Genomic DNA, 23,932 nt, shown 5'->3' on the forward strand with positions numbered 1-23,932 from the left:
ACGGGTCTCGTCAGGCGGGGGCTTCGCCCATCGCCTCGCGGATCAGATCGTCGGCTTCCTCGCGCAGCATCAGGTCGGGGTCGGCGCCGGCCACCGCCTCCTTGCCGATTTCGAGCATGGCGGGGACGGCGAGCGGCGAGATCCGGTCGAGGCGCTGATGCACGATTCGGCCTTCGATCCGGGACAGCATGTCGGAAAGCCGGCGAATGTCGAGCAGGCCGCGCGCCGCATCGGCCCAGGTGGCGCGCAAGAGGATGTGGTCGGGCTCGTGGCTGCGCAGCACGTCATAGACGAGATCGGTGGAGACCGTCATCTGCCGGCCGGTCTTCTCCTCGCCGGGGTGCCGCCGCTCGACGAGGCCGGAAATGATCGCGCAGGTGCGGAAGGAGCGCTTGAGGAGATAGCTCTCCGCCATCCACGCCTCGAGATCGTCGCCGAGCATGTCGGCGTCGAACAGCGCGCCGATCGCCGGCCGGCCGGCGGCGAAGGCGGCGCCGAGATCGCCGAGCGCCCAGACGGCGAGGGCGTAATCGTTGGCGACGAAGCCGATCGGCGACAGGCGCGCCCGCTCGAGCCGGCGGGTCAGCAGCATGCCGAGCGTCTGGTGGGCGAGCCGGCCCTCGAAGGAATAGGCGACCATGTAGAACCGGTTGCCGCGCGGAAACGTCTCGACGAGCAGTTCGTCGCCGCCCGGCAGGACGGACACCTCGCCCTGCAGCCGCAGCCAGTCGGCGACCTGTTCGGGCAGCGCGCTCCATTTGTCCGGGTCGGCGAGCATCGCCCGGACGCCGGCGGCGAGATGGGTGGACAGCGGGAACTTGCCGCCGGCATAGGCCGGCACCTTCGGCTGCTCGTCCGCCGTGCGGGTGGCGAGCGCGTCGTTGTCGCGCATGCCCTCGAAGCGGAGCACCGTGCCGGCGAAGAGGAAGGTGTCGCCGGGCGACAGCGTCTCGACGAAATATTCCTCGACCTCGCCGAGCACCCGGGCGCTCGGCCGGAGCGGCCCGCCGCCGCGGCGGGAGGCGAGCCGCACCTTGACGTGCGGCGCCTCGACGATGGTGCCGACATTGAGCCGGTATTGCTGCGCGATGCGCGGATGGGTGATCCGCCACAGCCCGTCCGCGCCACGGCGGATCTTGGCGTAGCGTTCATAGGCGCGCAGCGCATAGCCGCCGGTGGCGACGAAATCGACGACCCGCTCGAAGGTCTCCCAGTCGAGCGCGCGATAGGGCGCGGCCGACACGATCTCGTCGTGGAGCGCGACGGCGTCGAAGGGCGCCGCGCAGGCCATGCCCAGCACGTGCTGCGCCAGCACGTCGAGCGCGCCGGGCAGCGGCCGCTCGGTGTCCTGGACGCCGGCGGCGCTCGCTTCCAGCGCGGCGCGGCACTCCATCGCCTCGAACCGGTTCGACGGCACGAGGAGGGCGCGGGACGGCTCGTCGAGCCGGTGGTTGGCGCGGCCGATGCGCTGCGCCAGCCGGCTCGCCCCCTTCGGCGCGCCGACATGGATGACGAGATCGACATCGCCCCAGTCGATGCCGAGATCGAGCGTCGAGGTGGCGACGACGGCGCGCAAGGTCCCCGCCGCCATCGCCGCCTCGACGCGGCGGCGCTGGCCGACCTCGAGCGAGCCGTGATGGAGGGCGATCGGCAGCGCGTCCTCGTTGACGCGCCACAGTTCGGCGAAGGTCCGCTCCGCCTGGCTGCGGGTGTTGACGAAGACGAGCGTCATCTTCGCCGCCTTGATCGCGGCATAGATCTCGTCGGTCGCATAGACCGTGGTGTGGCCGGCCCAGGGCACGCGGTTCACCGAATCGAGCACGGTGATCTCCGGCTTCGCACCGGCGGGCGCCGTGACGAGGTCGGCGAGGGCGGCGGGCGCCCCGGCGGTCTGGCCGACGAGCCAGAGGCGGAGGTCGTCGGGCTCGGAGACGGTCGCGGACAGGCCGACGGTGCGCAGATGAGGCCGCAGCCGTCTGAGGCGCGCGAGACCGAGGGCGAGCAGGTCGCCGCGCTTGGTCGTGACGAGCGCGTGCAGCTCGTCGAAGATCACCGTGTCGAGGTCGCCGAAGAAGCGATCGGCGTCAGGGAGGGAGAGGAGAAGGGCGAGCTGCTCGGGCGTCGTCAGCAGGATGTCGGGTGGCTTCTCTCGCTGGCGCTGGCGCTTGTGCGCCGGGGTGTCGCCGGTCCGGGTCTCGATCGCGATCGGCAGCGCCATCTCGCGTGCCGGGGTCTCGAGATTGCGGGCGATGTCGACGGCGAGCGCCTTCAAGGGCGAGATGTAGAGCGTGTGCGGGCCGCGGCGGGTGTCGGCGGGCGGCCGCTCGGCGAGCGCGACGAGGCTCGGCAGGAAGCCGGCGAGCGTCTTGCCGGCGCCGGTCGGGGCGATCAGGAGCACCGAGCGGCCGTCGGCGGCCTTTTCGAGCATGGCGATCTGGTGCGGCCGCGGCGCCCAGCCGCGCCGGGCGAACCAGTCGAGGAAGCGGCCCGGCAGCAGCCGGTCCGCCGCTGCGGGCTGAGGCTGCGCGGTCACGGAGAAAAGAGGTAGGCCGCGGACGGGGCGGTGTCGAGGGCGGGGCCTCGCGGGAGACAGCACCGGAACGCCGAGCGTCCTATCCTCCCCCGGGCACCCGTCACCCCGGCCTCCGTGCCGGGGGTCCATACTCGTGACGCCGGGCGGCCCGAGCGCCGCCGCCACGCCGCGCACCCGTCATCCACGGCGAAAGCCGAGACCGATCGCGCAGAGCTCGGGCAGGGTCCGATCGAGGTGACCGTCGCGCGGCTCGAGGGGGCCCGGCTTTCGCCGGGATGACGGGTGGCGCCGTCGTTCCAAGACACCCGCCCGCACGATTATGGATGCCGGCACGGAGGCCGGCATGACGGGTGGAGGGGGTGTTCGACGACCTCACGAGGAGGTGCGAGGGCGGGGCCTCGCGGGAGACAGCACCGGAACGCCGAGCGTCCTATCCTCCCCCGGGCACCCGTCACCCCGGCCTCCGTGCCGGGGTCCATACTCGTGACGCGGGACGGCCCGAGGACGCAGAGCGCCGGCTCTCCCCCGGGCACCCGTCACCCCGGCCTCCGTGCCGGGGTCCATACCCGGGACGCGGGGCGGCCCGAGCACCGCCGCCATGCCGCGCACCCGTTATCCACGGCGAAAGCCGACACCGATCGAGCAGAGCTCGGGCAGGGTCCGATCGAGGTGACCGTCGCGCGGCTCGATGGGTCCCGGCTTTCGCCGGGATGACGGGTGGCGCCGTCGTTCCAAGACACCCGCCCGCACGATTATGGATGCCGGCACGGAGGCCGGCATGACGGGTGGAGGGGGTGTTCGACGACCTCACGAGGAGGTGCGAGGGGGAAGCCGACGGGACGGCCCGAGGACACAGAGCGCCGGCTCTCCCCCGAGCACCCGTCACCCCGGCCTCCGTGCCGGGGTCCATACTCGTGACGCGGGGCGGCCCGAGCGCCGCCGCCACGCCGCGCACTCGTCATCCACGGCGAAAGCCGACACCGATCGAGCAGAGCTCGGGCAGGGTCCGATCGAGGTGACCGTCGCGCGGCTCGAGGTGTCCTGCCTTTCGCCGGCATGACGGGTGGCGCTGTCGTTCCAAGACACCCACCCGCACGATTATGGATGCCGGCACGGAGGCCGGCATGACGGGCCCTTTGGGGTGGGGCGTCCTTCTCGCGCGCGGCGAGGGCCGCTCCTACCGTTCGCCGCGGCGGCGCCCTATCTCTTCACGGCGATGATGCGTCCCGAAGACCTGCTCTGTCCCGGACCCTCCGGGCTCTATTCGCCGCTCGGCGATTTTTACGTGGATCCCGTCCGGCCGGTGCCGCGGGCGCTCGTCACGCACGGCCATTCCGACCATGCCCGCGCCGGCCACCAAGCCGTGCTCGCCACCGCCGAGACGCTCAAGATCATGGCGGTGCGCTATGGCGCCGATTTCGCCGGGGCGACTCAGGCGATGCCGCTCGGCGAGACGATCCGCATCGGCGAGGTCGCCGTCACCTTCCAGCCGGCCGGCCATGTGCTCGGCTCGGCGCAGATCGTCGTCGAGGCGCGCGGCTGCCGCATCGTCGTGTCGGGCGACTACAAGCGCCGGCCGGACCCGACCTGCGCGTCTTTCCATCCCGTCCCCTGCGACGTCTTCATCACCGAGGCGACCTTCGGCCTGCCGGTGTTCCGCCATCCCTCCGACGCGCACGAGATCGGCAAGCTCCTCGCCTCGCTCGAGGCCTTCCCCGAGCGGGCGCATCTCGTCGGCGCCTATCCGCTCGGCAAGGCGCAGCGCGTCATCCGGCTCCTGCGCGATGCCGGCTATGACCGGACGATCCATATCCACGGCGCGCTCGAAAAGCTCTGCCGGCTCTATGAGAAAGAGGGCGTCGCGCTCGGCCCGCTCGCGCCGGCGACAGTCGAGACGGGCCGCAAGGCGGAGTTTGCCGGCGCCGTCGTCGTCGGCCCGCCCTCCGCCTTTTCCGACCTCTGGGCGCGGCGCTTTCCCGATCCGGTGCCGGCCTTCGCCTCGGGATGGATGACGATCCGCCAGCGCGCCAAGCAGCGCGGCGTCGAACTGCCGCTGATCCTGTCCGACCATGCCGACTGGGACGAGCTGACCGCGACGATCGCCGAACTCGGGCCCGCCGAGGTCTGGGTGACGCATGGCCGCGAGGAGGCGCTCGTCCGCTGGTGCGAGCTCGCCGGCATCCGCGCCCGGCCGCTGCATCTCGTCGGATATGAGGACGAGGGCGAAGAATAGATGGAGGCCTTCGCCGATCTTCTCGACCGGCTCGTGCTGACGCCGTCGCGGAACGCGAAGCTGAAGCTGCTGTCCGACTATTTCCGCGATACGCCCGATCCCGACCGCGGCTATGCGCTCGCCGCGCTGACCGGTGCGCTGTCGCTGCGCGGCGTCAAGCCGGCCATGCTGCGCGCGCTCGTCGCGGAGCGGGTCGATCCGGTGCTGTTCGGCTATTCCTACGACTATGTCGGCGATCTCGCCGAGACGATCGCGCTCGTCTGGCCGGCGAAAGCTTCCCCCCACCCCGACCCTCCCCCACGAGGGGGGAGGGAGAAGGGGCCGTCCGCCGAGGATTTTGCCGGTGGCTCCGAGAAGGAGAGCGGCGGTCTCCCGCCGGCGGGGAGCGGGCAGGGGACGCCATCGCTCGGCGCGGTCGTCGAGGCGCTGCTCGCCGCGTCGCGCTCGGAGGGGCCGGGCCTCGTCGAGCGCCTGCTCGATTCGCTCGATGCGCCGGGGCGCTGGGCCCTGATCAAGCTCGTCACCGGCGGTCTGCGGATCGGCGTCTCGGCGCGGCTGGCCAAGCAGGCGCTCGCCGATCTCGGCGGCAAGGAGATCGGCGAGATCGAGGAGGTGTGGCACGGGCTCGCGCCGCCCTATCGGCCGCTGTTCGCCTGGCTCGAAGGCCGCGGCGCCCGGCCGGAAGCCGCGGCGCGGGCGCCGTTCCGGCCGGTGATGCTCGCCCAGCCGCTCGAGGAGCGCGATCTCGGCCTCGTCACGCCGGAGGCCTATGCGGCGGAATGGAAATGGGACGGCATCCGCGTCCAGGCGGTCAACGAGGCGGGCACGGTGCGGCTCTACAGCCGGACCGGCGAGGATGTCGCCGCCGCCTTTCCCGATCTCGCCGCGGCGATCGACATCGAGGGCGCGATCGACGGCGAATTGCTGGTCGGCCGTGCCGAGGGCGGGCGGATCGTCGCCGGCAGCTTCTCCGAACTGCAGCAGCGGCTGAACCGGAAGAGCGTCACGCCGAAGGTCGCCGCCGCCTATCCCGCCTTCATGCGCGCCTATGACGTGCTCGTCGACGGCGGCGAGGACGTCCGGGCGCTCCCCTTCCGTGATCGGCGGGCGCGGCTCGAGGCGCTCGTCGCCCGCTCGCTCGCCGGCCGGATCGACCTGTCGCCGCTCGTCGCCTTCGCGACGGTGGAGGACCTCGCGGTGCTGCGCGGCCGGCCGCCCGAGCCGATCATCGAGGGGCTGATGTTGAAGCGCTGGGATGCGCCCTATGAGGCCGGCCGGCCGAAGGGGCCATGGTTCAAGTGGAAGCGCGACCCGCACACGGTCGACGCGGTGCTGATGTATGCGCAGCGCGGCCACGGCAAGCGCTCGTCCTATTATTCGGACTACACGTTCGGCGTCTGGCGGCCGGCGGAGGGCGGCGGCGAGGAGCTTGTGCCGGTCGGCAAGGCCTATTTCGGCTTCACCGACGCCGAGCTCGCCGAGATCGACCGCTTCGTGCGGAAGAACACCGTCAACCGTTTCGGGCCGGTGCGCGAGGTGGTGCACACGGCGCGCGACGGGCTGGTGCTCGAGGTCGCCTTCGAGGGGCTGCAGCGCTCCGGTCGCCACCGGTCGGGCATCGCCATGCGCTTTCCGCGCATCGCCCGCTTGCGCTGGGACAAGCCGCCGGCCGAGGCCGACCGCATCGCGGCGCTCGAGGCGCTCATCGCCGGGTGAGCGGGGCGGTGCGCGCGCGCCGCCAAGCTCGCCCTTGCCAAGGGAGGCGGCGGACACGATCTTGCCGGTTCCGGCCGCGCGGCCTTCTCGAATCGACCCGGTGGTGACCGACCATGTCCGCCCTCGACCGCTTTCTCGGCGGCTCGCCGATCCAGGTGATCCTCCGGCTGATCGTGATTTCCTTCGTCGTCGGCGTGATCCTCGCCTGGCTCGGCGTGTCGCCGCACGACATCTTCGGCGGGCTGGAGCGCTTCGTGCGGCGCATCTGGGCGATGGGTTTCGACGCCTTCGACGAGATCTGGCGCTATTTCGCGCTCGGCGCCGTGGTGGTGATCCCGATCTTCGTGCTGGTCCGTCTGCTCAATATCGGCCGCGGCCGGGGATAGCTCAGTCGCGACGGAAGATCACGCCGGCGAGCCAGCCGGTGAAGATCGCGAGCAGCACCACGGCGAGGCCGTAGAGAAAGCCCTGGCTCTGGGCGAGCGCGTAGGAGGTCTGCTCGAAGCCCGACTTCACGACGATGATCGGCTCCTCCTTGCTGGCGAGCAGGGCACCGTCGCGGAAGAGATAGACGGTCGTCACATAGCGCCCGGTCGGGACGTTGGCGGGCAGCTCGATCGTCGTCTGGAAGATCTCGGCGCCGGGGAAGGACACCGCATAGGGATGGCTCTGATAGAGCCTGGCGTTCGATTTCAGCCGGACGAAGGCCTCGCGATAGGCGTCCCCCGCTTCTGCGCTCACCGCGCCGTCGTCGGCGACCACGGGGAAGACGATCTGATCGGTGCCGAGCTGGTAGCGCTTGAGAAGCTGCGGCGTCGTCACCTGCTCGAGCGGCCGCGAGGCGTGCATCGCATAGAAGCTCGGCACGTTGACGAAAGTGCGTGACGAGCGGTTGAGCCACACGCCGAGGAAGCGGTCTTTCTTCCGCGTCACCACCGTTTCGGCCGGGCCCTTCACCACCACGACGACATCGTAGAAGGCGGCGCGCGACACGGTCGCGGCATCGCGCTCGACGGCGCCGAAGACGGTGATCGACGAACCGGTGAAGTTCGACGAGATGCGCACCTGCTGCGAGGAGAGCGCGACGATCAGCGTTTCCGCCCGGGCCGGCAGCGCGGCGAGCAGAACGGCGAACGCGAGGAGCAGGCCCTGCGGGCTCACGAGCCCGGCCCCGCCGCGCTGGCGAGCGAGAACAGCTCGGCCGGCGTGTGGACGAGGTCGACGAGGAAGCGCGCGCCGACGGCGAGCACCAGGAGGCCGAGCATGGCGCGCAGCTGGTCGCCGCGGACATAGGCGCCGATCCGCACGCCGAACTGCGCGCCGATCACGCCGCCGACCATCAGGAGGATGGCGAGCACGGCATCGACCGAGGCGCTCGTCGTCGCGTGCAGCACGGTCGCCACCGCCATCGCGCCGATCATCTGGACGAGCGAGGTGCCGACCACCACGCTCGACGGCACGCGCAGCAGATAGATCAGCGCCGGCACGAGGATGAAGCCGCCGCCGATGCCGAGCAGGGAGCCGAGGAAGCCGATGCCGACGCCGATCGCCATCACCGGCAGGACGCTGATGTAGAGCTTCGAGCGCTTGAAGCGCATCTTGAAGGGCAGTCCGTGGATCCAGCCGTGCTGGCCGGGACGGCGCAGCGGCGTGGCGCGGCCCTTCCGCGCCTGCAGCATCGCCCGCACCGATTCCGTCAGCATCAGGCTGCCGATCGTGCCGAGAAAGGTGACGTAACAGAGCGCGATGATGAAATCGAGCTGGCCGACCCGGCGCAACAGGTCGAAGGTGACGATGCCGAGCGACGAGCCGACGACGCCGGATGCGGTCAGCACCAGGGCGAGCTTCATGTCGATCTGGCGTTTCCGCCAATAGGAGAGCGCCGCCGAGGAGGAGGAGGCGACCACCTGCGCCGTCACCGTGGCCACCGAGACCGCCGGCGGAATGCCGGAGAAGATCAGGAGCGGCGTCAACAGGAAGCCGCCGCCGACCCCGAGCAGGCCGGACAGGAAACCGACGGCCGCACCCATGCCGAAGATGATGAACATGTTCACCGGCAGTTCGGCTATGGGCAGGTAGAGTTGCACGTCGGAGGCCGTTCAGGTGGGGGAGGCCGCGGCGGAAGTGAGCCTCGAAATCGGAAACACGGATCGGGCCGCCCCGGCAAGAGCCGGCGCGCCGCCGGCCATCAAGCACGGATTTGTGTTTCCAATCTGACACGGCGCAACGCCGCGCGATCAGCCCCGCGCCGCGCCGAGCGTCGCGAGCAGCGCGCCGTCCACCGTGCCGGTCGCCGGCAGGCCGCTGTCGCGCTGGAAGGCGCGGATCGCTTCGCGCGTCTTCGGCCCGGCCTCGCCGTCGGTGGCGCCCGGATCGTAGCCGCGGCGGGCGAGCAGGCGCTGCGCCGCGCGGATCGTCGCGGTGTCCTCGGCGGCCGCCTGGCGCAGGGTGGCGCCCTCGGTCCATTCGGGTCGCGGAGCCGGCGCCTCGTTCGCCGCGGGGTCGACCGGCTCGACCGTCATGGCCTCGACCGCCGCGCGGGCGGCGGCGCGCTGGTCGTCGGTGAGCGTCTTGTCGACATCGTCGCGGCGCGCCGCGGAATCGCCGTCGCCCTGGCGGGCGGCGAGCGCGAACCATGTGTAGGACCGGACGAGATCCTGCTTCACCCCGAGACCGCGGGCATAGAGGACGCCGAGATTGTACTGGCTGTCCTTGACGCCGTGCCGCGCGGCTTCGGTGAAGAGTTCTGCGATGCGCCGGTAATCCGGCTCGCCGAACGTGCCCTCGGAAAGCATGACGGCGAGATTGTGCAGCGCCATGACGTTGCCTTGCGCGGCGGCGCGTTCGTACCAGCTCTTCGCGCGCGCCGGATCGCGCGGCACGCCCTCGCCGCGCTCGTAGAGGCTCGCCAGCCGGTACTGCGCGACGGCGACACCGCCATTCGCGGCGCGCTCGTACCATTGCGCGGCGAGCGCCATGTCCTGCGGCGCGCCGCGGCCCTCGGCATAGCGGGCCGCCACCTCGAACTGCGCCGCGGCGTCGCCGAGCGCCGCGTCGGTCTCGAGCGCCACCGGCCCGATGCCGGCGAGCGTCGTCGGCTGCTGCGCGCCGTCCGCGCCGGAGAAGCCGCCGATCGGCGGCGCGTCCGGTCCGGCGCCGAAGCGCGAGGTCGCCGGGCCGGGCGGGCCGAAGGTGAGCTCGCGTACCGTGCCGCGCGGCACGGCGCGATCATCGCGTCCCGACCCGGGCGCGGAGACGGTGCCGGTCGCGGTGGGGTCGATGCCGTCGCGCGCGGCGATCGCACGGTCGGCCGCCTCGTCCCGCGACGAGCCGCCCGTATCGGCGAGCCGCACCGCGCCGAGCGCCAGCACGACCGCGGCGAGGGCGAGCACGAGCGTGCGCCGGCCGGCGAGCGCCCGCCCGATCCGCGCGAAGGTGCCGGTGCGGGCGCCGCTTTCGCGTTCGGCGGTCTCGTCTTCATCCTCGTCGAGATCCTGCCGGGCGGCCCGCAGCGCGGCGTTTTCCGCCTGCGCGGCCTGTGCCGCGCGTCGGGCGGCGGCGATGAAGTCGGCCTTGCGGTCGGCGCCGCGGGGCCGCTCTTCACGGCCGGCGCCGGGCTCCGGCCGGGCGGCACCCGCCGGCTCCTCCCGGCTGGAGCGCGCCGTTTCGAGCCGGGCGAGCCGCTCGACGATCGCCTGCAGCGTGTCCTCGACCGCATCGAGCGCCGCCTGCTGGCTTCTGCCGGCATCCGCCGCGGCGCGCGACAGCGCCCGCATATCCTCCTTGAGGCCGCGCACCAGCGCGCTCTCCTCGGCACGGGGGGCGCCGGCGAGCCGCTCGACCGCCTCGCGCGCGCTCTCCCGCGCGGCGGCGATCGTCTCTTCGCGCGTCGTGGCGAGAAGCCGCTCGATGCGGCCGAAATGGTCCTCGATCTCGGTGGCGCGCGGCGCTACGCCGCTCGACAGCGTCCGGGCGAGCGTGGCGACCCGCTCCTCGAGCCCCGCGACGGCGCCTGCCTCGTCGCGGGCGACAGCGGCGTCGAGTCGGCGCGCGAGTTCGGCCATCTGCCGCTCGATCGCCGCAGCGGGCGGCGCGGCGCGTGACGCGACCTCGCGCTTCAGCGCGGCGATCTCGGCCTTCAGCGCGGCGAGGCCGTGTTCGATCGGGTCGGGACGGAAGGCGTCGAGCCGCTCGGCGATGACGGCGAGCCGGCTCTCGATCGGGTCGAGCGTGTCGCGCCGCACGCGGCCGTCGAGCCAGTCCTCGAGCCGGCCGGCGAGGGCGTCCGCCTCGACCGGCGCGTTGCGGGCGGCGGCGTCGAGCCCGTCGCGCAGCGCCGCCAGCTGGGCCTCGATCCGCTCCAGCCCGTCGCGCGGGTCGGCGCGCAAGCTCGCCGCGGCGAGCGCGTCGCGCAGGTCGTGCAGCTCGTCCTCGATCCGGCCGATGCCGCGCGTCTCGACCGCCTGCAGGCCGACGGCGTCACGGATCGCCTGCAGCTCGTCGGCGAGATGGTCGAAGCGCCGCTCGTCGGGCAGCCGGCGGGCGAGACCGTCGAGCCGTTCGACGAGATGGCGGAAGCCCGCCTCGATCGAGGCGACGGAGGTTTCACGCGCTGCGCCCTCTATGCCCTGCCGAAGGCCGGCGATTTCGCGCCGCAGCGCAGCGAGCGTCTCGTCCTCGGCGCGGAAGGGCCGCGGCGGCGGCTCCGAGCGCGGCAGCGGCTCGTCGCGCCGGCCGGCGGTGGACAGCGCACGCAGTTCGGCGGCGACGCGGGCGTTGAGGGCGTCGATCTCGGCGCGCAGATCGGTGTTGCCGCCGGTCGGCGGGGCGCGGCCGGGCGGCGGCCGGTCGTCGATCGCCTTCTGGCGGGCGGCGATCTCGGCGATCGCCTGGGCGAGATCGGGGGTCGGCCGGGTCGGCTCGATGCGGCGGGCGGGTTCCGGTCCGCGCGGCTCGATCCGGGCGGACAGCGCCGCGAGCTGCGATTCGATCCGGGCGAGACGGTCGTCCTCGGGGTTCGGTGTGCGGAAGGTCTCGGCCGCCGGCCGCTCGGTCGGGGCGGGCCGGCTCCGCCGCTCGAGCGCGGCGATCTCGGCGTCCAGCCCGTCGATCAGACGGGCGATCTCGGCCAGCCGGTCACGACCCGGGCCGCCCTGTCCGCCGGCATATGCCGATCCGCTCGCCGCTCTCATGGCCCCCCGATCCTCACGGCTCCCCGGTCCTCGGCTCCCGACCTCCGGGACCCGATTCGTGCCGCTCCGGCCGCCCTTTTCAGAGGCCGACCGCGTGCTCCGACCGGAGGCGTGGCACCGATCGTCCAGCACGTTCGCCCGCCATGGTAAACAGCCGGTTAACCGCGCGCTCCGGACGGACCGAATCGTCCCGGGGAGGTTCCGCGCGTTTGTGGATCATGCCACCCGCCGTGGTCCAGCGGCCGCAACGAACATTAAGCTATGCAATAATCGCGCTTGCGTCGCGTCCCCATTCGGCTATGCAACTTTCCTCCGTATTTTGGACAGGGGTTTGTACGGGGGACGTCGGGGGGTGCTGCAACGGTTCGTTGCATCATGTTTCTTGAGGGTCTTTGAGATGAGCATGGCGCATCTGGCAGGAATCACCCGCGACGAGGCCGAAGGCGGGACTGCCGATTCGAAGGCGGGCGCCTTCACCATCGGGGATCTGGCGCGGGAATTCGACGTGACTCTGCGCACGCTCCGCTTCTATGAGGACAAGGGCCTCCTGTCGCCCCGGCGGGAGGGATTGAACCGGCTCTATTCGCGGCGCGATCGCAGCCGGCTGAAGCTGATCCTGATGGGCAAGAAAGTCGGCTTCTCGCTCGCCGAGATCAAGGAGATGCTCGATCTCTACGATCTGAAGGACGGTCAGGCGCTGCAGATGCGGGTCGCGCTGAAGAAATTCCAGGAGCAGATCGGCGTCCTCGAGCGGCAGCGGCAGGATATCGAGCAGGCGCTCGAGGAACTGCACCGCACCGTCGATGTCGTCTCCGGCATGCTGCGGCAGAAGGAAGCCGGCGCCGCCTGAGCGTCTGGCCGCTCCGTTCCGGGGCTTGCCCGCCGCCTCTGACGTCTGGCGCGCGTTCTTGCGGCGCGCTCGCCCGGTGGTCCTGTTCGTCGTGTGCCCGCGGGCCGGACCGTGCTATGGTCCGGCCGGGGGCAACGGAGGATCGTCATGTCGACCATGCTCGCCGCCGCCACGGCCGCCGCTCTCGCGCTCTGCGCCGTGCCGGCTTTCGCCGAGGATGCCGAGCGGCCCGCTCCGCCGCGGGTCGGTCGCTTCACCATGATTCCCGCCGATCAGGGCTTCGTGCGGCTCGATACCGAGACCGGCATCGTCTCGCATTGCCGGCGTGCCGCGGACATGGGGAGCGATCCCGCCGCCGCCGGCCCGTGGCGCTGCAGCATTGTCGAGGACGAGGCCGGCGCGGCCCCCGATCCAGCCGAAGCCGATGCGATCGCCGCCCTGTCGCGCGAGGTGGCAGCACTCGCCGCCCGGGTCGCGGCGCTCGAGCGCGCCGCGGCCGCGGCTCCGCCGGGCGAACCGCAGGCCGCCCGGCCCGTCGATCCGCCGCCGGTGCCGCCGCGCGCCGCGCCCGATCCGCAGGCCGACGACCGCTCGCTCGACCTCGCCGAGGAGATGATGCGCCGCTTCTTCGACATGGTGCGGACGATGAAGCGCGAAGGCGAGGCGGACCACATCTGAGTCCGCCCCGAACGGCTCCCGACCTCAGCGGCGCTTCAGCCGTTCGGTCGCGGCGACCAGTTCGGCGACGATGCCGGGTTCGCTCATCGCATGGCCGGCATCCGGCACGATGCGCAGTTCCGCCTCCGGCCACGCGCGCGCGAGGTCATAGGCCGTCTTGACCGGCGTGCAGAGATCGTAGCGGCCGTGCACGATGACGCCCGGGATCGGCTTCAGCCGCGCCGCATCGGCGATCAGCTGGCCCTCCCGTTCGAAGAAGCCGGCATTGACGAAATAGTGGCTCTCGATGCGGGCGAAGGCGAGCGCGTAATGCGGCGCGCCGAAGGCGGCGACCCGCGCCGGATCGGGCAGCAGCGAGAGGGCGGAGCCCTCCCACATGCTCCAGACCCGCGCCGCGGCGAGCCGCACCTCGGGATCCTCGCCGGTCAGCCGGCGGTGATAGGCGCCGATCAGATCGTGCCGCTCCTCGGCGGGGATGAAGTCGCGGAAGGTGGCGAAGGCCTCGGGCAGCAGGAAGGAGGCGCCTTCCTGGTAGAACCACAGCAATTCCTCGCGCCGCAGCGTGAAGATGCCGCGCAGTACCAGCCCGCTCACCCGTTCGGGATGGGTCTCGGCATAGGCGAGGGCGAGGCAGGAGCCCCATGAACCGCCGAGCAACTGCCAGCGCTCGATGCCGAGCCGCGCGCGGATCGCCTCCATGTCGGCGACGAGATCCCAGGTGGTGTTTTCGGCGAGTTCCGCGTTCGGCGTCGAGCGGCCGCAGCCGCGCTGGTCGAACAGGACGATGCGGTAATGGTCCGGATCGTGATAGCGGCGCATGTTCGGCCCGGCCCCCGCGCCGGGGCCGCCATGCACCATCAGCACCGGCTCGCCGTCCGGATTGCCGCATTCCTCGACATGGATCTCGTGCAGATCCGAGACCCTGATCCGGTGGGTCCGGTAGGGCTCGAGCGCGGGAAACAGCCCGCGGCGCGGCGCCGCCGCACCCTGATCGGCGATCGCCATCTCAGTTCGCTCCCTCTGCCGGCTGCTCCCGGCCGCTCGGTCGGGCGCGCCGGTGGGCGCGCAGATGCGCCGCGAGCGCCGCGGCGGTGAAGAGCGCCGTGCCGAGCACGGCGCCGACGAGGCCGGCGAGCACAGCCGGCATGCCGAACGGCCCCGTCGGGCCGAGCGCTGCCGCCGGCCCGGCGAGCGGCACGGCGGCCGGCGTCAGCCCGGCCATGAGCGGCACGCCGCCGGCGACCAGCAGACCGAGCGTGATCGCCGCCGGCGCCGGCCAGCCCGGATCGGCGGGCGGGACGAGGAGCACGGGTGCGAGCGCGGCGGCGGCGATGCCGAGGCCGGTGAGCCCGACGAAGACCGGGCTCGGCGCTGTTGCGGCGCACAAGGCGACGAGGAGGGCGAAGCCGGCCGCCGCCGCGCGGACGATGAAGACGCGCCGCCCCTGCGGCGCCTTCGGCTCGAGCGCCGGATAGAGGTCCTCGCCGACCGCGATCGCGGCATGGCAAAGGGCGGCGGCGACCGCCGCGATCGACGCGCCGACGAGGCCTCCGGTCAGAAGGATCGGCAGCGCGACCGGCAGGTCCGGGCGGGCCGCGAGGGCGAGGAGCGGGCCGAGGCCGGCCCCGCCCCGTGCGGGCGCCTCGAAGAAGAAGAGGGCGGCGAGGAGGAGCAGCGCCGTGCTGCCGGCGAGGACGAGCGTGACCGCTCGCGGGGCGGCGGATCGGCGCAAACTGGTGGCGAGCGGCGCCGAGGCGACCGGCAGCGCGGCGATGCCGAGCAGGACGAGGAGGGCGAGCGCGCTCGCGAGCGCCGGGGCGGGCGCTCGGCCGAGATCGAGGCCGAGCAGGCCGTCGACGCGCGCCGGCGCGGCGATGGCGAGCGTGCCGGCGAGGCCGGCGGCGGCGATCGCCATCGCGACGGCGCCGGCGGCGATCACAGCGGCGAGGCCGCCACAGAGGACCGCGAAGCCGGCGAGAAGGGCGACGAGGGCCGCCGCCGTCGCCGCCGTCATGCCGGTCATCGCCTCGACGATCCGTCCGGCGAGCGCGGCCTCGGCGACCGCGATCGGCAGCAGCGCGGCGAGGAGGGCGCCGGCGGCGAGCCGTCGCGTGCCGGTCCCGAAGCGCCGGCCGATCGCCGCCGCGACCGTTCCGCCGTCCGATCCGGCGATGCGCGGCGCGACCATGGCGGCGGCGAGAAGGAGGCCGACCGGGACCGCCGCGGCGACGCCCAGCGCATCGGCGCCGAAGAGACCGATGCCGGCCGGAACCGCGAGAAGGACGGAGGCCGGCACGGCGAAGGCGGCGATCGCCGCGGCGATCGCACCGGCGCGCCAGAGGCCGCCCCGCACGACGGGATCGAAGCCGAGTGCGCGCGCGCCAAATGCCGCGATCATCACCGCGGCGACCGGCAGGGCCGCGATCACCTGCAGCAATTCGAGCGGCAGGCCGAGCCGGTCGAGCGCGGCGGCGAAGACGAGCGCCGTCGCGACCGCGGCGAGCGCGGCCGCCGCGGTCGTGCCGATCCGGCGCTCGAGGGGCATGACGGAATTCCCAAACACATTCGAAACGATCGGACAGGACCGGCCGCGCCCTGTCAACCGCCGCGCGCGGCGTGTCCACCGCCCTCAGCGTTCTGTTGCGGTGCAATATTTTCGCTGCGTATGCAAGATGATCCTCGCACCTGCGATGATGTTGCGGGCTTCGCTTCGACTTTCGGAGCATTGTCGCCGGGCGAGACTCTGTCGATACTCGACCCGCTAAAGATGCAGATGTCGTGTCGACCGCGGCCGGAGGGATGGCCGGCGCGGCCCGTGCTCTCGCGCAATCCGCGGAGCCGGAAGCGACGCTGCGCGCAGGGTCAGGGAGGAGACGGCATGGCGACGACGGCCACAGTGCCGGATGCGGCGACGCGTCCGATGTCCGGGCAGGAACGCAAGGTGATCTTCGCGTCCTCGCTCGGAACCGTATTCGAGTGGTACGATTTCTATCTTTACGGGTCGCTTTCGGCGATCATCGCGGCGCAGTTCTTCTCGGGCGTGAACCCGACCGCCGCCTTCATCTTCGCGCTTCTCGCCTTCGCGGCGGGCTTCGCGGTGCGGCCGTTCGGCGCGCTGGTTTTCGGCCGGCTCGGCGATCTGGTCGGCCGCAAATACACCTTCCTCGTCACGATCCTGATCATGGGCGTGTCGACCTTCATCGTCGGCATCCTGCCCTCCTATGCGAGCTGGGGCATCGCCGCGCCGGTGATCCTGATCGTGCTGCGCCTCCTGCAGGGCCTGGCGCTCGGCGGCGAGTATGGCGGCGCCGCGACCTATGTCGCGGAACACGCGCCCCGGGGCCGTCGCGGCTTCTATACGAGCTGGATCCAGACCACCGCGACGCTCGGCCTGTTCCTGTCGCTGCTCGTCATCCTCGGCACCCGGACCTATTTCGGCGAGGACGCCTTCAAGGCCTGGGCCTGGCGCATTCCGTTCCTGCTGTCGATCGTGCTGCTCGGCATCTCGGTGTGGATCCGACTGACGCTCAACGAGTCGCCCGCCTTCAAGGCGATGAAGGAGGAGGGCAAATCCTCCAAGGCGCCGCTGACCGAGGCCTTCGGCAACTGGTCGAACGGCAAGGTGGCGCTGATCGCACTGCTCGGCGGCACAGCGGGGCAGGCGGTCGTCTGGTACACCGGACAGTTCTACGCCCTCTTCTTCCTCACCCAGACCTTGAAGGTCGACGGCGCCACCGCGAACATCCTGATCGCGCTGTCGCTCGCCATCGGTACGCCGTTCTTCGTCTTCTTCGGCTGGCTGTCCGACAAGATCGGCCGCAAGCCGATCATCCTCGGCGGCTGCCTGATCGCGGCGCTCACCTATTTCCCGATCTTCCAGGCGCTCACTCACTACGCCAATCCGGCGCTCGAAGCGGCGCAGACTTCGGCGCCGGTCACCGTCGTCGCCGATCCGAACGAGTGCTCCTTCCAGTTCAACCCGGTCGGAACCTCGAAATTCGTGACGAGCTGCGACATCGCCAAGTCCTTCCTCGCGAAGAACTCGGTCAACTATGCCAACGAGGCGGCGCCGGCCGGCACGGTCGCCTCGGTCAAGATCGGTGAGACGACCATCGCCTCCTTCAGCGGCGCCGGTCTCGCCGGTGACGAGCTGAAGGCGCAGCAGGCGGCTTTCGACCAGCAGATGACGGAGGCGATCCGGGCGGCCGGCTATCCCGCCGCGGCCGATCCGGCGCAGATGAACAAGCCGATGCTCGTCGTTCTGCTCGCCGTGCTGGTGCTCTACGTGACGATGGTCTACGGCCCGATCGCCGCGCAGCTCGTCGAGCTCTTCCCGACGCGCATCCGCTACACCGCCATGTCGCTGCCCTATCACATCGGCAATGGCTGGTTCGGCGGCTTCCTGCCCACCACCGCCTTCGCCATGGTCGCGGCGACCGGCAACATCTATTACGGCCTCTGGTACCCGATCGTGGTCGCTGTGATGACCCTCATCATCGGCATCTTCTTCATGCCGGAGACGAAGGATCGCCAGATCGATCACTGGCACTGAAGAACGTCCGTCGCAGGGCGAAGGAGGGTCCCGGTCCGCCGGGACCCTTTTCTTGTGGGCGCAACAAATCGGATGGCATCCGGGGGGCAGCACGATGTATGGTGGTGTCAAAGAGCGGCTCGAGCCGCCCGTGGGATCGGAAACGCATGAGCTCCGCACGATCGGTATGATGAGACCGGCACTGCATCGGTTCGTGGTGGCCGATGATCACCCGCTGTTTCGCGACGCGCTGCGCCAGACCGTCGCCGCCGCCTATCCGGGCGCGGCGATCGAGGAGGCCGGCACGCTCGACGACGTCGCGGCGCGGCTGGCCGCCGGCGCCGATACCGATCTCGTCCTGCTCGATCTCGGCATGCCGGGCATGCGCGGCTTTTCGGGTCTCGTCTATCTGCGGGCCCAGTTCCCGGAAGTGCCCGTGCTCGTCGTTTCGGGCAGCGAGGATCCCGGGTTGATGCGTCAGGCGGTGGCGATCGGGGCGGCCGGCTACATTCCGAAATCGCTCGGCGTCGAGGCGATCCGCACGGCGATCGGTGCGGTGCTCGCCGGCGGCGTCTGGCTGCCGCCCCAGCTCGGCCCGGCACCGCGGGACGAGACGGCCGATCTCGTCCGCCGCATGGCGACGCTGACGCCGCAGCAGGTGCGGGTGCTGATGATGCTGACCGAGGGCCTGCTCAACAAGCAGATCGCCTTCGCCCTCGGCGTCTCGGAGGCGACGGTGAAGGCGCATGTCTCGGCGATCCTGCAGAAGCTCGGCGTCGACAGCCGCACCCAGGCGGTGATCGCCGCCTCGAAGCTCGAGACCGCGGCGGCCGGCGCCGGCTGACACGGCCCCATCGGCTTCGGCCATCGCGCCGCCGCGGAATCCGGCACCCCTCATTGCGCCGGCAGAAATGGCACACTACCTGTTCGTCGGGTTCTGGCCTTTCCACCTGTCCAAGAGGCTGCGGAGTCGGATGATGGAGCGTCTCAAACTGGTCGCCTTCGACGGCGAGGATCTCGCCGTGATCTCGGCCTGTGTCCAGGATGCCGTGCTCAAGGTGGGCGATGCCGCCTTCCTGCCGAAGGAGCATCGCTTCGCCTGCGTGATGAACCGTTTCGTCTGGGAGAAGATGCCCGACGGCTCGTCCCGCCGACGCGAATATGAGCGCCGCCGCAGCGGTATGCATTTCGACCGCGTCCGCGCCGTCCGCTCGACCGGCATCGAGCGCAAGAACACCGACCAGGTGCTCGAACTTCTCGCCATCGGCTATGATCAGGCCTCCGAGGAGACGCCGGAAGGCACGATCACGCTGATCTTCGCCGGCGGCGCGGCGATCGCGCTCGATGTCGAGTGCATCGAGGCGGCGATGGCGGATCTCGGGCCCGCCTGGGCGACCGCCTGCTGCCCCGAGCACAAGCTCGACGACGTCGCCTGAGCGCCGCGCGCGCAGCGGCCCGCCCTGCGCGACACCCCCCGCCAAAGGCGAGGGTTCAAGAGCCGCTCCGCTTCGGCTAGAGAGACGGGGTTCCTCGCGGAGACCCGTCTATGCCGCTCACCCTTTCCGACACCGATGCCGATTTCGAAGCCCGCTTCGCTGCCCTGCTGGCCGCGAAGCGCGAGGTGTCGGAGGACGTCGAGCAGGCGGTCCGGGCGATCCTCGCGGATGTGCGGACGCGCGGCGACGCGGCGCTGATCGACTATACCGCCCGCTTCGACCGGCTCACCCTTTCGCCCACCACGATCCGCATCGGCGAGGCGGAGTTCGAGGCGGCCGAGGCCGCCGTCGATCCGCGCACCCGCGAGGCGCTCGTGCTCGCCCGCGATCGGATCGAGGCGCATCACCGCCGCCAGAAGCCGGCCGACGATTTCTACACCGATCCGCTCGGCGTCGAGCTCGGCTCGCGCTGGAGCGCGATCGATGCCGCGGGCCTCTATGTTCCGGGCGGCACCGCCTCCTATCCGAGCTCCGTGCTGATGAACGCCGTGCCGGCGAAGGTCGCGGGTGTCGGCCGCGTCGTCATCGTCGTGCCGGCGCCCGACGGTCGGCTCAACCCGCTGGTTCTGGTCGCCGCGCGGCTCGCCGGCGTCGACGAGGTCTATCGCATCGGCGGCGCGCAGGCGGTCGGCGCGCTCGCTTACGGCACCGAGACGGTCCGCCCCGTCGCCAAGATCGTCGGTCCCGGCAACGCCTATGTCGCCGCGGCGAAGCGCCAGGTGTTCGGCACGGTCGGCATCGACATGATCGCCGGCCCGTCCGAGGTGCTCGTGATTGCCGATGACGAGAACGATCCGGACTGGCTCGCCAGCGACCTGCTCGCCCAGGCCGAGCACGACACGGCCGCGCAGGCGATCCTGATCACCGACAGCGCGACGCTTGCGGAGGCCGTCGAGGCCGCGGTCGTCCGCCAGCTCGCCACCCTGCCGCGCGGCGAGACCGCGGCGGCGAGCTGGCGCGACTATGGCGCGATCATCACCGTCGGCGATCTCGCCCGCGCGATCCCGCTCGCCAACCGCATCGCCGCCGAACATCTGGAACTCGCGCTCGCCGATCCCGCGCCCTTCCTCTCCGGCATCCGCCATGCCGGGGCGATCTTTGTCGGCCGCCACACGCCCGAAGTGATCGGCGACTATGTCGGCGGCTCCAACCACGTGCTGCCGACGGCGCGCTCGGCGCGCTTCTCCTCCGGCCTCTCGGTGCTCGATTTCATGAAGCGCACCTCGGTCCTGAAGCTCGGCCCGGAGCAGTTGCGCGCGCTCGGCCCGGCGGCGATCGCGCTCGCCGAGGCCGAGGGGCTCGGCGCGCATGCGCGCTCCGTCGCGATCCGGCTCAATCTCTAGGCGGCGCGGGGCGGGCCATGGCCGAAGCGGCGATCGAAGGCCGGCTCGTCGCGGTCGAGCTCGACGAGGGCTCGATCGGCCGCTCGACGCCCGATGTCGAGCACGAGCGGGCGATCGCCATCCACGACCTGCTCGAGGACAACCGCTTCCTGCCCGAGGGCCAGAAGCCGGGCGCCTTCCGCCTGCGCCTGGCGATCGCCCAGAACCGGCTCGCCTTCGAGGTCGCCGACGAGGCCGGCACGGCGCTCGTCACCCATCTCCTGTCGCTGTCGCCGCTGAAGCGCATCGTGCGCGACTATTTCCTGATCTGCGACAGCTATTACGACGCCATCCGGACGGCGACGCCGAGCCGCATCGAGGCGATCGACATGGGCCGCCGAGGCGTCCACGACGAGGGCTCGCGCCTGCTGATCGAGCGGCTCAAAGGCAAGATCCGGGTCGATTTCGAGACCGCGCGGCGGCTCTTCACCCTCGTCTGCGCGCTGCACTGGAAGGCGCCGTCGTGAGCGGTGCGCCGGCGGGATCCGCACCGGAACCGGACGCCGGCGGGGGCGACGCGCCCGGGCCGGACGCGCCGGTACGGGCGCCCGCGCAGCGGCGGCCGGCCTCCGTCCTCTTCGTCTGCGGCATGAACACGGTCCGCTCGCCGATCGCCGCCGCGCTCGCGCGCCAGCTCTTCCCGCACGGGCTCTATGTCGCCTCGGCCGGCGTCAGGAAGGGCGGCGCGTCCGATCCCTTCGTCTGCGCCGTGATGGAGGAGGCGGGCGTCGACCTGTCGCGCCATCATCCGCAGACGCTCGAGGATCTCGAGGATACGAATTTCGACGTGGTCGTGACGCTCTCGCCCGAGGCGCATCACCGCGCGCTCGAACTGACGCGGACGATGGCGGTCGACGTCGAATACTGGCCGACGGCCGACCCCACGCTCGTGGCCGGCGGCCGGGCGCAGATCGTCGATGCGTATCGGAGCGTGCGCGACGGCCTGCGCGATCGGATCAAGGCGCGCTTCGGCTGGACGCCGCTGCCGCCCGGCTGACCGTGCACGGCGGCCGGCCGAGGCTTGCGGATTTCCCCGAATGCCCTAGGAACGGGGTCCTGTTCCGTCCACCGGCGCCCGCCGCTCAGATCTTGCGAGCCCTCATGACCGGCAAGCCCAAGCTCATCCTCGCCTCCGCGAGCCCCCGCCGGCTGCAGCTGCTCGGCCAGGCCGGCATCGAGCCGGACAGCCTCGTCGCGGCCGATATCGACGAGGCACCGCTGAAGCACGAACTGCCGCGCAATCTCGCCAAGCGCCTCGCCCGCACCAAGGCCGAGGCGGCGCGTGCCATGGCGGCGCGCAATCCCGAACTCGCCGGCGCCTTCGTCCTCGCCGCCGACACGGTGGTCTCCGTCGGCCGGCGCATCCTGCCGAAGGCGGAACTGCGCGAGGAGGCGGCGGCTTGCCTGCGCCTCCTCTCCGGCCGCTCGCACAAGGTGCAGACCGGCGTCTGCCTGATCACGCCGAAGGGGGCGCTGCGCGAGCGGCTGGTCGAGACCAAGGTGCGCTTCAAGCGCCTGTCGCGCGAGGAGATCGAGGCCTATCTCGGCTCGGGCGAGTGGGAGGGCAAGGCGGGCGGCTATGCCGTCCAGGGGCTCGCCGGCACCTTCGTCGTCAAGCTCGCCGGCTCCTATCCGAACGTCGTCGGCCTGCCGCTCTACGAGACGGTGGCTCTGCTCGCGGGCGAATCCTATCCCGTGCGCGCCGGCTGGCTGGGCGGGGCGTGAGGCGGCGATGACCAAGAAGAAGCCCGATGAGGCTCCCGCCGCGGAGAAGAAGGCGGAGGTCGTGCCGCTCCGCCCGCCGCGGCCCTGCCCGATCTGCGGCAAGCCCTCGGTCCGGACCGCCTATCCCTTCTGCTCGAAGCGCTGCGCCGACATCGACCTGCACCGCTGGCTGTCCGGCTCCTATGCGATCCCGGTGGTCGAGAACGACGAGGACGACGGCGAGCCCGGCCCGGGCCCGGTCTGAGGCGGGGCGCACCGGCCGCCGCTCGCCTGGAGCCGCCGTCGCGCACGGGACCGGCGGCTCCGCCTTTCGCGGTGGGCTCTTGCACGATCCGGGCTCCGTCGTCGCAGGGCGCAGCCGCATCCCGTCCGGCTGTCCGGCGCGGGCACCCGTCGGTGAAAAAGCCACGCCGGCGCACCGCCATGCCCGATCGGCGATCGTGCAAGCCGCTGCTGGGCGATTGTGCAAGCCATTGTCTGTGCACGGGAATCACGTCGTCCCCAGCGATGTTGCGGGGACGGCGGATCGGACGCAAACGGCTCTGGACAGGCCGCGCCGGCTCCCCTATAAGGCCTCGTCCCGACCGGAGCGTCACGCTCCGATGCGGTGGGCCCAGGTAGCTCAGTTGGTAGAGCAGCGGACTGAAAATCCGCGTGTCGGTGGTTCGATTCCGCCCCTGGGCACCAAATTTCTCCAAATGATTACAAACACTTAGCAACCGAATCCGCGTTCTCTCCGGCCTTTCGTGTCGCGATCGTGTTGCAACTGGATTTCAAGGGTTTCCGCGGGTTTTCGCTGATGCGCGGCCTCTCCATGCGACATGGAATGCGACATGGGAAGGGCGTGAGGCGTCCGGCGAGGCCTCGCGAGGTGCCTGTGAGACAAAGGCGGCTGGGGCGATCTGCCGTCTTCAGGCGAGCACGACCAGGCGCGCGCCGGCCGCGGTCATGCGAGGCCGCCGTGTGGGTTGATGCGCTCGCCGATGCGATCGGCCGGCCATCGGCCCATGATCGCCGAGAAGACGCCGCCGGCGCCGGCATAGACGCTCGTCAACTGGGCGAAGCCGCCGACGGCATAGGCCTTGGTCTCCGGGCGACCGTGGATGATTTCCTCGGCGTGATAGCGTTGCGCTTGCATGAACGGCAGGCCATGCGCCACCGGATCGAACTCGGCCGCCGACGGGGGCCACGAGAAGCCCGCCCGCTCGTATTCCTCGGCGTTGGGTCGGGGTCCCAGCGAGAAGAAGTCCGGCAGCGGAAACAACTCGCCGATCGGCGCATCTGGGAAGTCCGACCCGTCGGAAAGGTGACGGTCGCTGAGGAGCACGCAATGGCTTTCCAGTCGTTCCCGGACTGCGGACCACCCGGCGACCACGAGGGCAGTGTTTCGGCACTCCGGGTCGGGTTCAAGGCGCTGCACCGATCGCACCGCGTCGATGATATCGGGGAAGCCGTGTATCAGCGCATCGAAGTCCGCGAATCGGCGGTGCAGCCGATCGAGCATCCGCGGCACGACTTCGGACATGCCGGCCGTCGCTATTGCCGCCGGCAGGTGCGCAAAGCCGAACACCTTCGGGCCGAACGCCTGAACCACCC

Annotated in this window: 19 protein-coding genes, 1 tRNA gene and 1 pseudogene; 14 read left to right on the plus strand and 7 right to left on the minus strand. The window is 71.4% G+C overall.

All coding sequences use genetic code 11. From position 1 onward, the window contains the following. Positions 1-10: 10 nt before the first annotated feature. Complete coding sequence (locus GGQ63_RS12130; protein WP_183856128.1) at positions 11-2,533, minus strand: ligase-associated DNA damage response DEXH box helicase; 2,523 nt, start codon at positions 2,531-2,533, stop codon at positions 11-13. 1,219 nt (positions 2,534-3,752) lie between these two features. On the opposite strand from GGQ63_RS12130, the gene GGQ63_RS12135 reads away from it, so the two are divergent. The 3 genes from GGQ63_RS12135 (at position 3,753) to GGQ63_RS12145 (ending at position 6,868) form a co-directional block, all read left to right on the plus strand. Then, positions 3,753-4,766 carry a ligase-associated DNA damage response exonuclease gene (locus GGQ63_RS12135; protein WP_183856210.1) on the plus strand — a complete coding sequence of 338 codons (1,014 nt, stop codon included), beginning with the start codon at positions 3,753-3,755 and terminating at the stop codon, positions 4,764-4,766. Then, on the plus strand, positions 4,767-6,482 hold the full coding sequence (locus tag GGQ63_RS12140; protein ID WP_183856130.1) for a cisplatin damage response ATP-dependent DNA ligase: 1,716 nt from the start codon (positions 4,767-4,769) through the stop codon (positions 6,480-6,482). Between the two features lie 113 nt (positions 6,483-6,595). After that, positions 6,596-6,868 carry a DUF6460 domain-containing protein gene (locus GGQ63_RS12145; RefSeq protein WP_183856132.1) on the plus strand — a complete coding sequence of 91 codons (273 nt, stop codon included), beginning with the start codon at positions 6,596-6,598 and terminating at the stop codon, positions 6,866-6,868. Between the two features lies 1 nt (position 6,869). On the opposite strand, the gene GGQ63_RS12150 is transcribed toward GGQ63_RS12145, so the two are convergent. The 3 genes from GGQ63_RS12150 to GGQ63_RS12160 form a co-directional block, all read right to left on the minus strand. Further along, positions 6,870-7,643 carry a TIGR02186 family protein gene (locus GGQ63_RS12150; RefSeq protein ID WP_183856134.1) on the minus strand — a complete coding sequence of 258 codons (774 nt, stop codon included), beginning with the start codon at positions 7,641-7,643 and terminating at the stop codon, positions 6,870-6,872. Next, positions 7,640-8,569, minus strand: a complete 930-nt coding sequence (locus GGQ63_RS12155) for a TSUP family transporter (protein WP_183856136.1) — start codon at positions 8,567-8,569, stop codon at positions 7,640-7,642. Before GGQ63_RS12155 ends, GGQ63_RS12150 begins: the two co-directional genes overlap by 4 nt. Before the next feature lie 150 nt (positions 8,570-8,719). Next, positions 8,720-11,674: a peptidoglycan-binding protein gene (locus tag GGQ63_RS12160; protein WP_183856138.1), complete on the minus strand. Its 2,955-nt coding sequence runs from the start codon at positions 11,672-11,674 to the stop codon at positions 8,720-8,722. Positions 11,675-12,071: 397 nt separating this feature from the next. Here GGQ63_RS12160 and GGQ63_RS12165 point away from each other — a divergent pair, with 397 nt between their 5' ends. Both GGQ63_RS12165 and GGQ63_RS12170 read left to right on the plus strand, forming a co-directional pair. Next, positions 12,072-12,524 (plus strand): MerR family transcriptional regulator, encoded by a 453-nt coding sequence (locus GGQ63_RS12165; protein WP_183856140.1) that lies wholly within the window; start codon positions 12,072-12,074, stop codon positions 12,522-12,524. A 147-nt stretch (positions 12,525-12,671) separates the two neighbouring features. Then, the gene (locus GGQ63_RS12170; protein WP_183856142.1) at positions 12,672-13,202 is read left to right on the plus strand and encodes a hypothetical protein; all 531 of its coding nucleotides are present in this window, start codon (positions 12,672-12,674) and stop codon (positions 13,200-13,202) included. A 24-nt stretch (positions 13,203-13,226) separates the two neighbouring features. Here the strand turns inward: GGQ63_RS12170 and pip are convergent, their stop codons facing one another. Together pip and GGQ63_RS12180 are read right to left on the minus strand one after the other, a co-directional pair. After that, complete coding sequence (gene pip / locus GGQ63_RS12175; protein WP_183856144.1) at positions 13,227-14,207, minus strand: prolyl aminopeptidase; 981 nt, start codon at positions 14,205-14,207, stop codon at positions 13,227-13,229. Between the two features lies 1 nt (position 14,208). Continuing rightward, the gene (locus GGQ63_RS12180; protein ID WP_183856146.1) at positions 14,209-15,747 is read right to left on the minus strand and encodes a hypothetical protein; all 1,539 of its coding nucleotides are present in this window, start codon (positions 15,745-15,747) and stop codon (positions 14,209-14,211) included. Positions 15,748-16,080: 333 nt separating this feature from the next. On the opposite strand from GGQ63_RS12180, the gene GGQ63_RS12185 reads away from it, so the two are divergent. From GGQ63_RS12185 to GGQ63_RS12225, 9 genes are all read left to right on the plus strand, one after another. Further along, positions 16,081-17,754, plus strand: coding sequence for an MFS transporter (locus GGQ63_RS12185; protein ID WP_246429741.1), 1,674 nt, complete (start codon positions 16,081-16,083; stop codon positions 17,752-17,754). A 169-nt stretch (positions 17,755-17,923) separates the two neighbouring features. Beyond that, positions 17,924-18,577: a response regulator gene (locus GGQ63_RS12190; RefSeq protein WP_183856214.1), complete on the plus strand. Its 654-nt coding sequence runs from the start codon at positions 17,924-17,926 to the stop codon at positions 18,575-18,577. Between the two features lie 133 nt (positions 18,578-18,710). Beyond that, positions 18,711-19,169, plus strand: a complete 459-nt coding sequence (locus GGQ63_RS12195) for a DUF2948 family protein (protein ID WP_183856216.1) — start codon at positions 18,711-18,713, stop codon at positions 19,167-19,169. Positions 19,170-19,279: 110 nt separating this feature from the next. Then, on the plus strand, positions 19,280-20,572 hold the full coding sequence (gene hisD / locus GGQ63_RS12200) for a histidinol dehydrogenase (RefSeq protein WP_183856148.1): 1,293 nt from the start codon (positions 19,280-19,282) through the stop codon (positions 20,570-20,572). A 17-nt stretch (positions 20,573-20,589) separates the two neighbouring features. After that, a complete protein-coding gene (locus GGQ63_RS12205; RefSeq protein ID WP_183856150.1) occupies positions 20,590-21,078 on the plus strand; it encodes a UPF0262 family protein in 489 nt (162 codons plus the stop codon). Continuing rightward, positions 21,075-21,608: an arsenate-mycothiol transferase ArsC gene (locus GGQ63_RS12210; protein ID WP_343061137.1), complete on the plus strand. Its 534-nt coding sequence runs from the start codon at positions 21,075-21,077 to the stop codon at positions 21,606-21,608. The genes GGQ63_RS12205 and GGQ63_RS12210 overlap by 4 nt, the downstream gene beginning before the upstream one ends. A 104-nt stretch (positions 21,609-21,712) precedes the next feature. Next, complete coding sequence (locus tag GGQ63_RS12215; protein ID WP_183856152.1) at positions 21,713-22,336, plus strand: Maf-like protein; 624 nt, start codon at positions 21,713-21,715, stop codon at positions 22,334-22,336. A 7-nt stretch (positions 22,337-22,343) separates the two neighbouring features. Beyond that, positions 22,344-22,580, plus strand: coding sequence for a DNA gyrase inhibitor YacG (gene yacG / locus GGQ63_RS12220; protein WP_183856154.1), 237 nt, complete (start codon positions 22,344-22,346; stop codon positions 22,578-22,580). A gap of 367 nt (positions 22,581-22,947) precedes the next feature. Further along, positions 22,948-23,023, plus strand: a tRNA-Phe gene (locus tag GGQ63_RS12225). 259 nt (positions 23,024-23,282) lie between these two features. On the opposite strand, the pseudogene GGQ63_RS12230 reads toward GGQ63_RS12225, so the two are convergent. Further along, positions 23,283-23,932, minus strand: a pseudogene (locus GGQ63_RS12230) (hypothetical protein); the annotation flags it as partial.

It is taken from the genome of Prosthecomicrobium pneumaticum, from assembly GCF_014199915.1.
Classification (GTDB): Bacteria; Pseudomonadota; Alphaproteobacteria; order Rhizobiales; family Kaistiaceae; genus Prosthecomicrobium; species Prosthecomicrobium pneumaticum.

Excerpts from the sequence above, each read along its gene's own strand:
- GGQ63_RS12135 (WP_183856210.1), top strand. The coding sequence starts at position 3,753 with ATGCGTCCCGAAGACCTGCTCTGTCCCGGACCCTCCGGGCTCTATTCG.
- GGQ63_RS12140 (WP_183856130.1), top strand. The coding sequence starts at position 4,767 with ATGGAGGCCTTCGCCGATCTTCTCGACCGGCTCGTGCTGACGCCGTCG.
- GGQ63_RS12145 (WP_183856132.1), top strand. The coding sequence starts at position 6,596 with ATGTCCGCCCTCGACCGCTTTCTCGGCGGCTCGCCGATCCAGGTGATC.
- GGQ63_RS12160 (WP_183856138.1), bottom strand. The coding sequence starts at position 11,674 with ATGAGAGCGGCGAGCGGATCGGCATATGCCGGCGGACAGGGCGGCCCG.
- GGQ63_RS12165 (WP_183856140.1), top strand. The coding sequence starts at position 12,072 with ATGAGCATGGCGCATCTGGCAGGAATCACCCGCGACGAGGCCGAAGGC.
- GGQ63_RS12170 (WP_183856142.1), top strand. The coding sequence starts at position 12,672 with ATGTCGACCATGCTCGCCGCCGCCACGGCCGCCGCTCTCGCGCTCTGC.
- pip (WP_183856144.1), bottom strand. The coding sequence starts at position 14,207 with ATGGCGATCGCCGATCAGGGTGCGGCGGCGCCGCGCCGCGGGCTGTTT.
- GGQ63_RS12180 (WP_183856146.1), bottom strand. The coding sequence starts at position 15,747 with ATGCCCCTCGAGCGCCGGATCGGCACGACCGCGGCGGCCGCGCTCGCC.
- GGQ63_RS12185 (WP_246429741.1), top strand. The coding sequence starts at position 16,081 with ATGGCGACGACGGCCACAGTGCCGGATGCGGCGACGCGTCCGATGTCC.
- GGQ63_RS12190 (WP_183856214.1), top strand. The coding sequence starts at position 17,924 with ATGAGACCGGCACTGCATCGGTTCGTGGTGGCCGATGATCACCCGCTG.
- GGQ63_RS12195 (WP_183856216.1), top strand. The coding sequence starts at position 18,711 with ATGGAGCGTCTCAAACTGGTCGCCTTCGACGGCGAGGATCTCGCCGTG.
- hisD (WP_183856148.1), top strand. The coding sequence starts at position 19,280 with ATGCCGCTCACCCTTTCCGACACCGATGCCGATTTCGAAGCCCGCTTC.
- GGQ63_RS12205 (WP_183856150.1), top strand. The coding sequence starts at position 20,590 with ATGGCCGAAGCGGCGATCGAAGGCCGGCTCGTCGCGGTCGAGCTCGAC.
- GGQ63_RS12215 (WP_183856152.1), top strand. The coding sequence starts at position 21,713 with ATGACCGGCAAGCCCAAGCTCATCCTCGCCTCCGCGAGCCCCCGCCGG.
- yacG (WP_183856154.1), top strand. The coding sequence starts at position 22,344 with ATGACCAAGAAGAAGCCCGATGAGGCTCCCGCCGCGGAGAAGAAGGCG.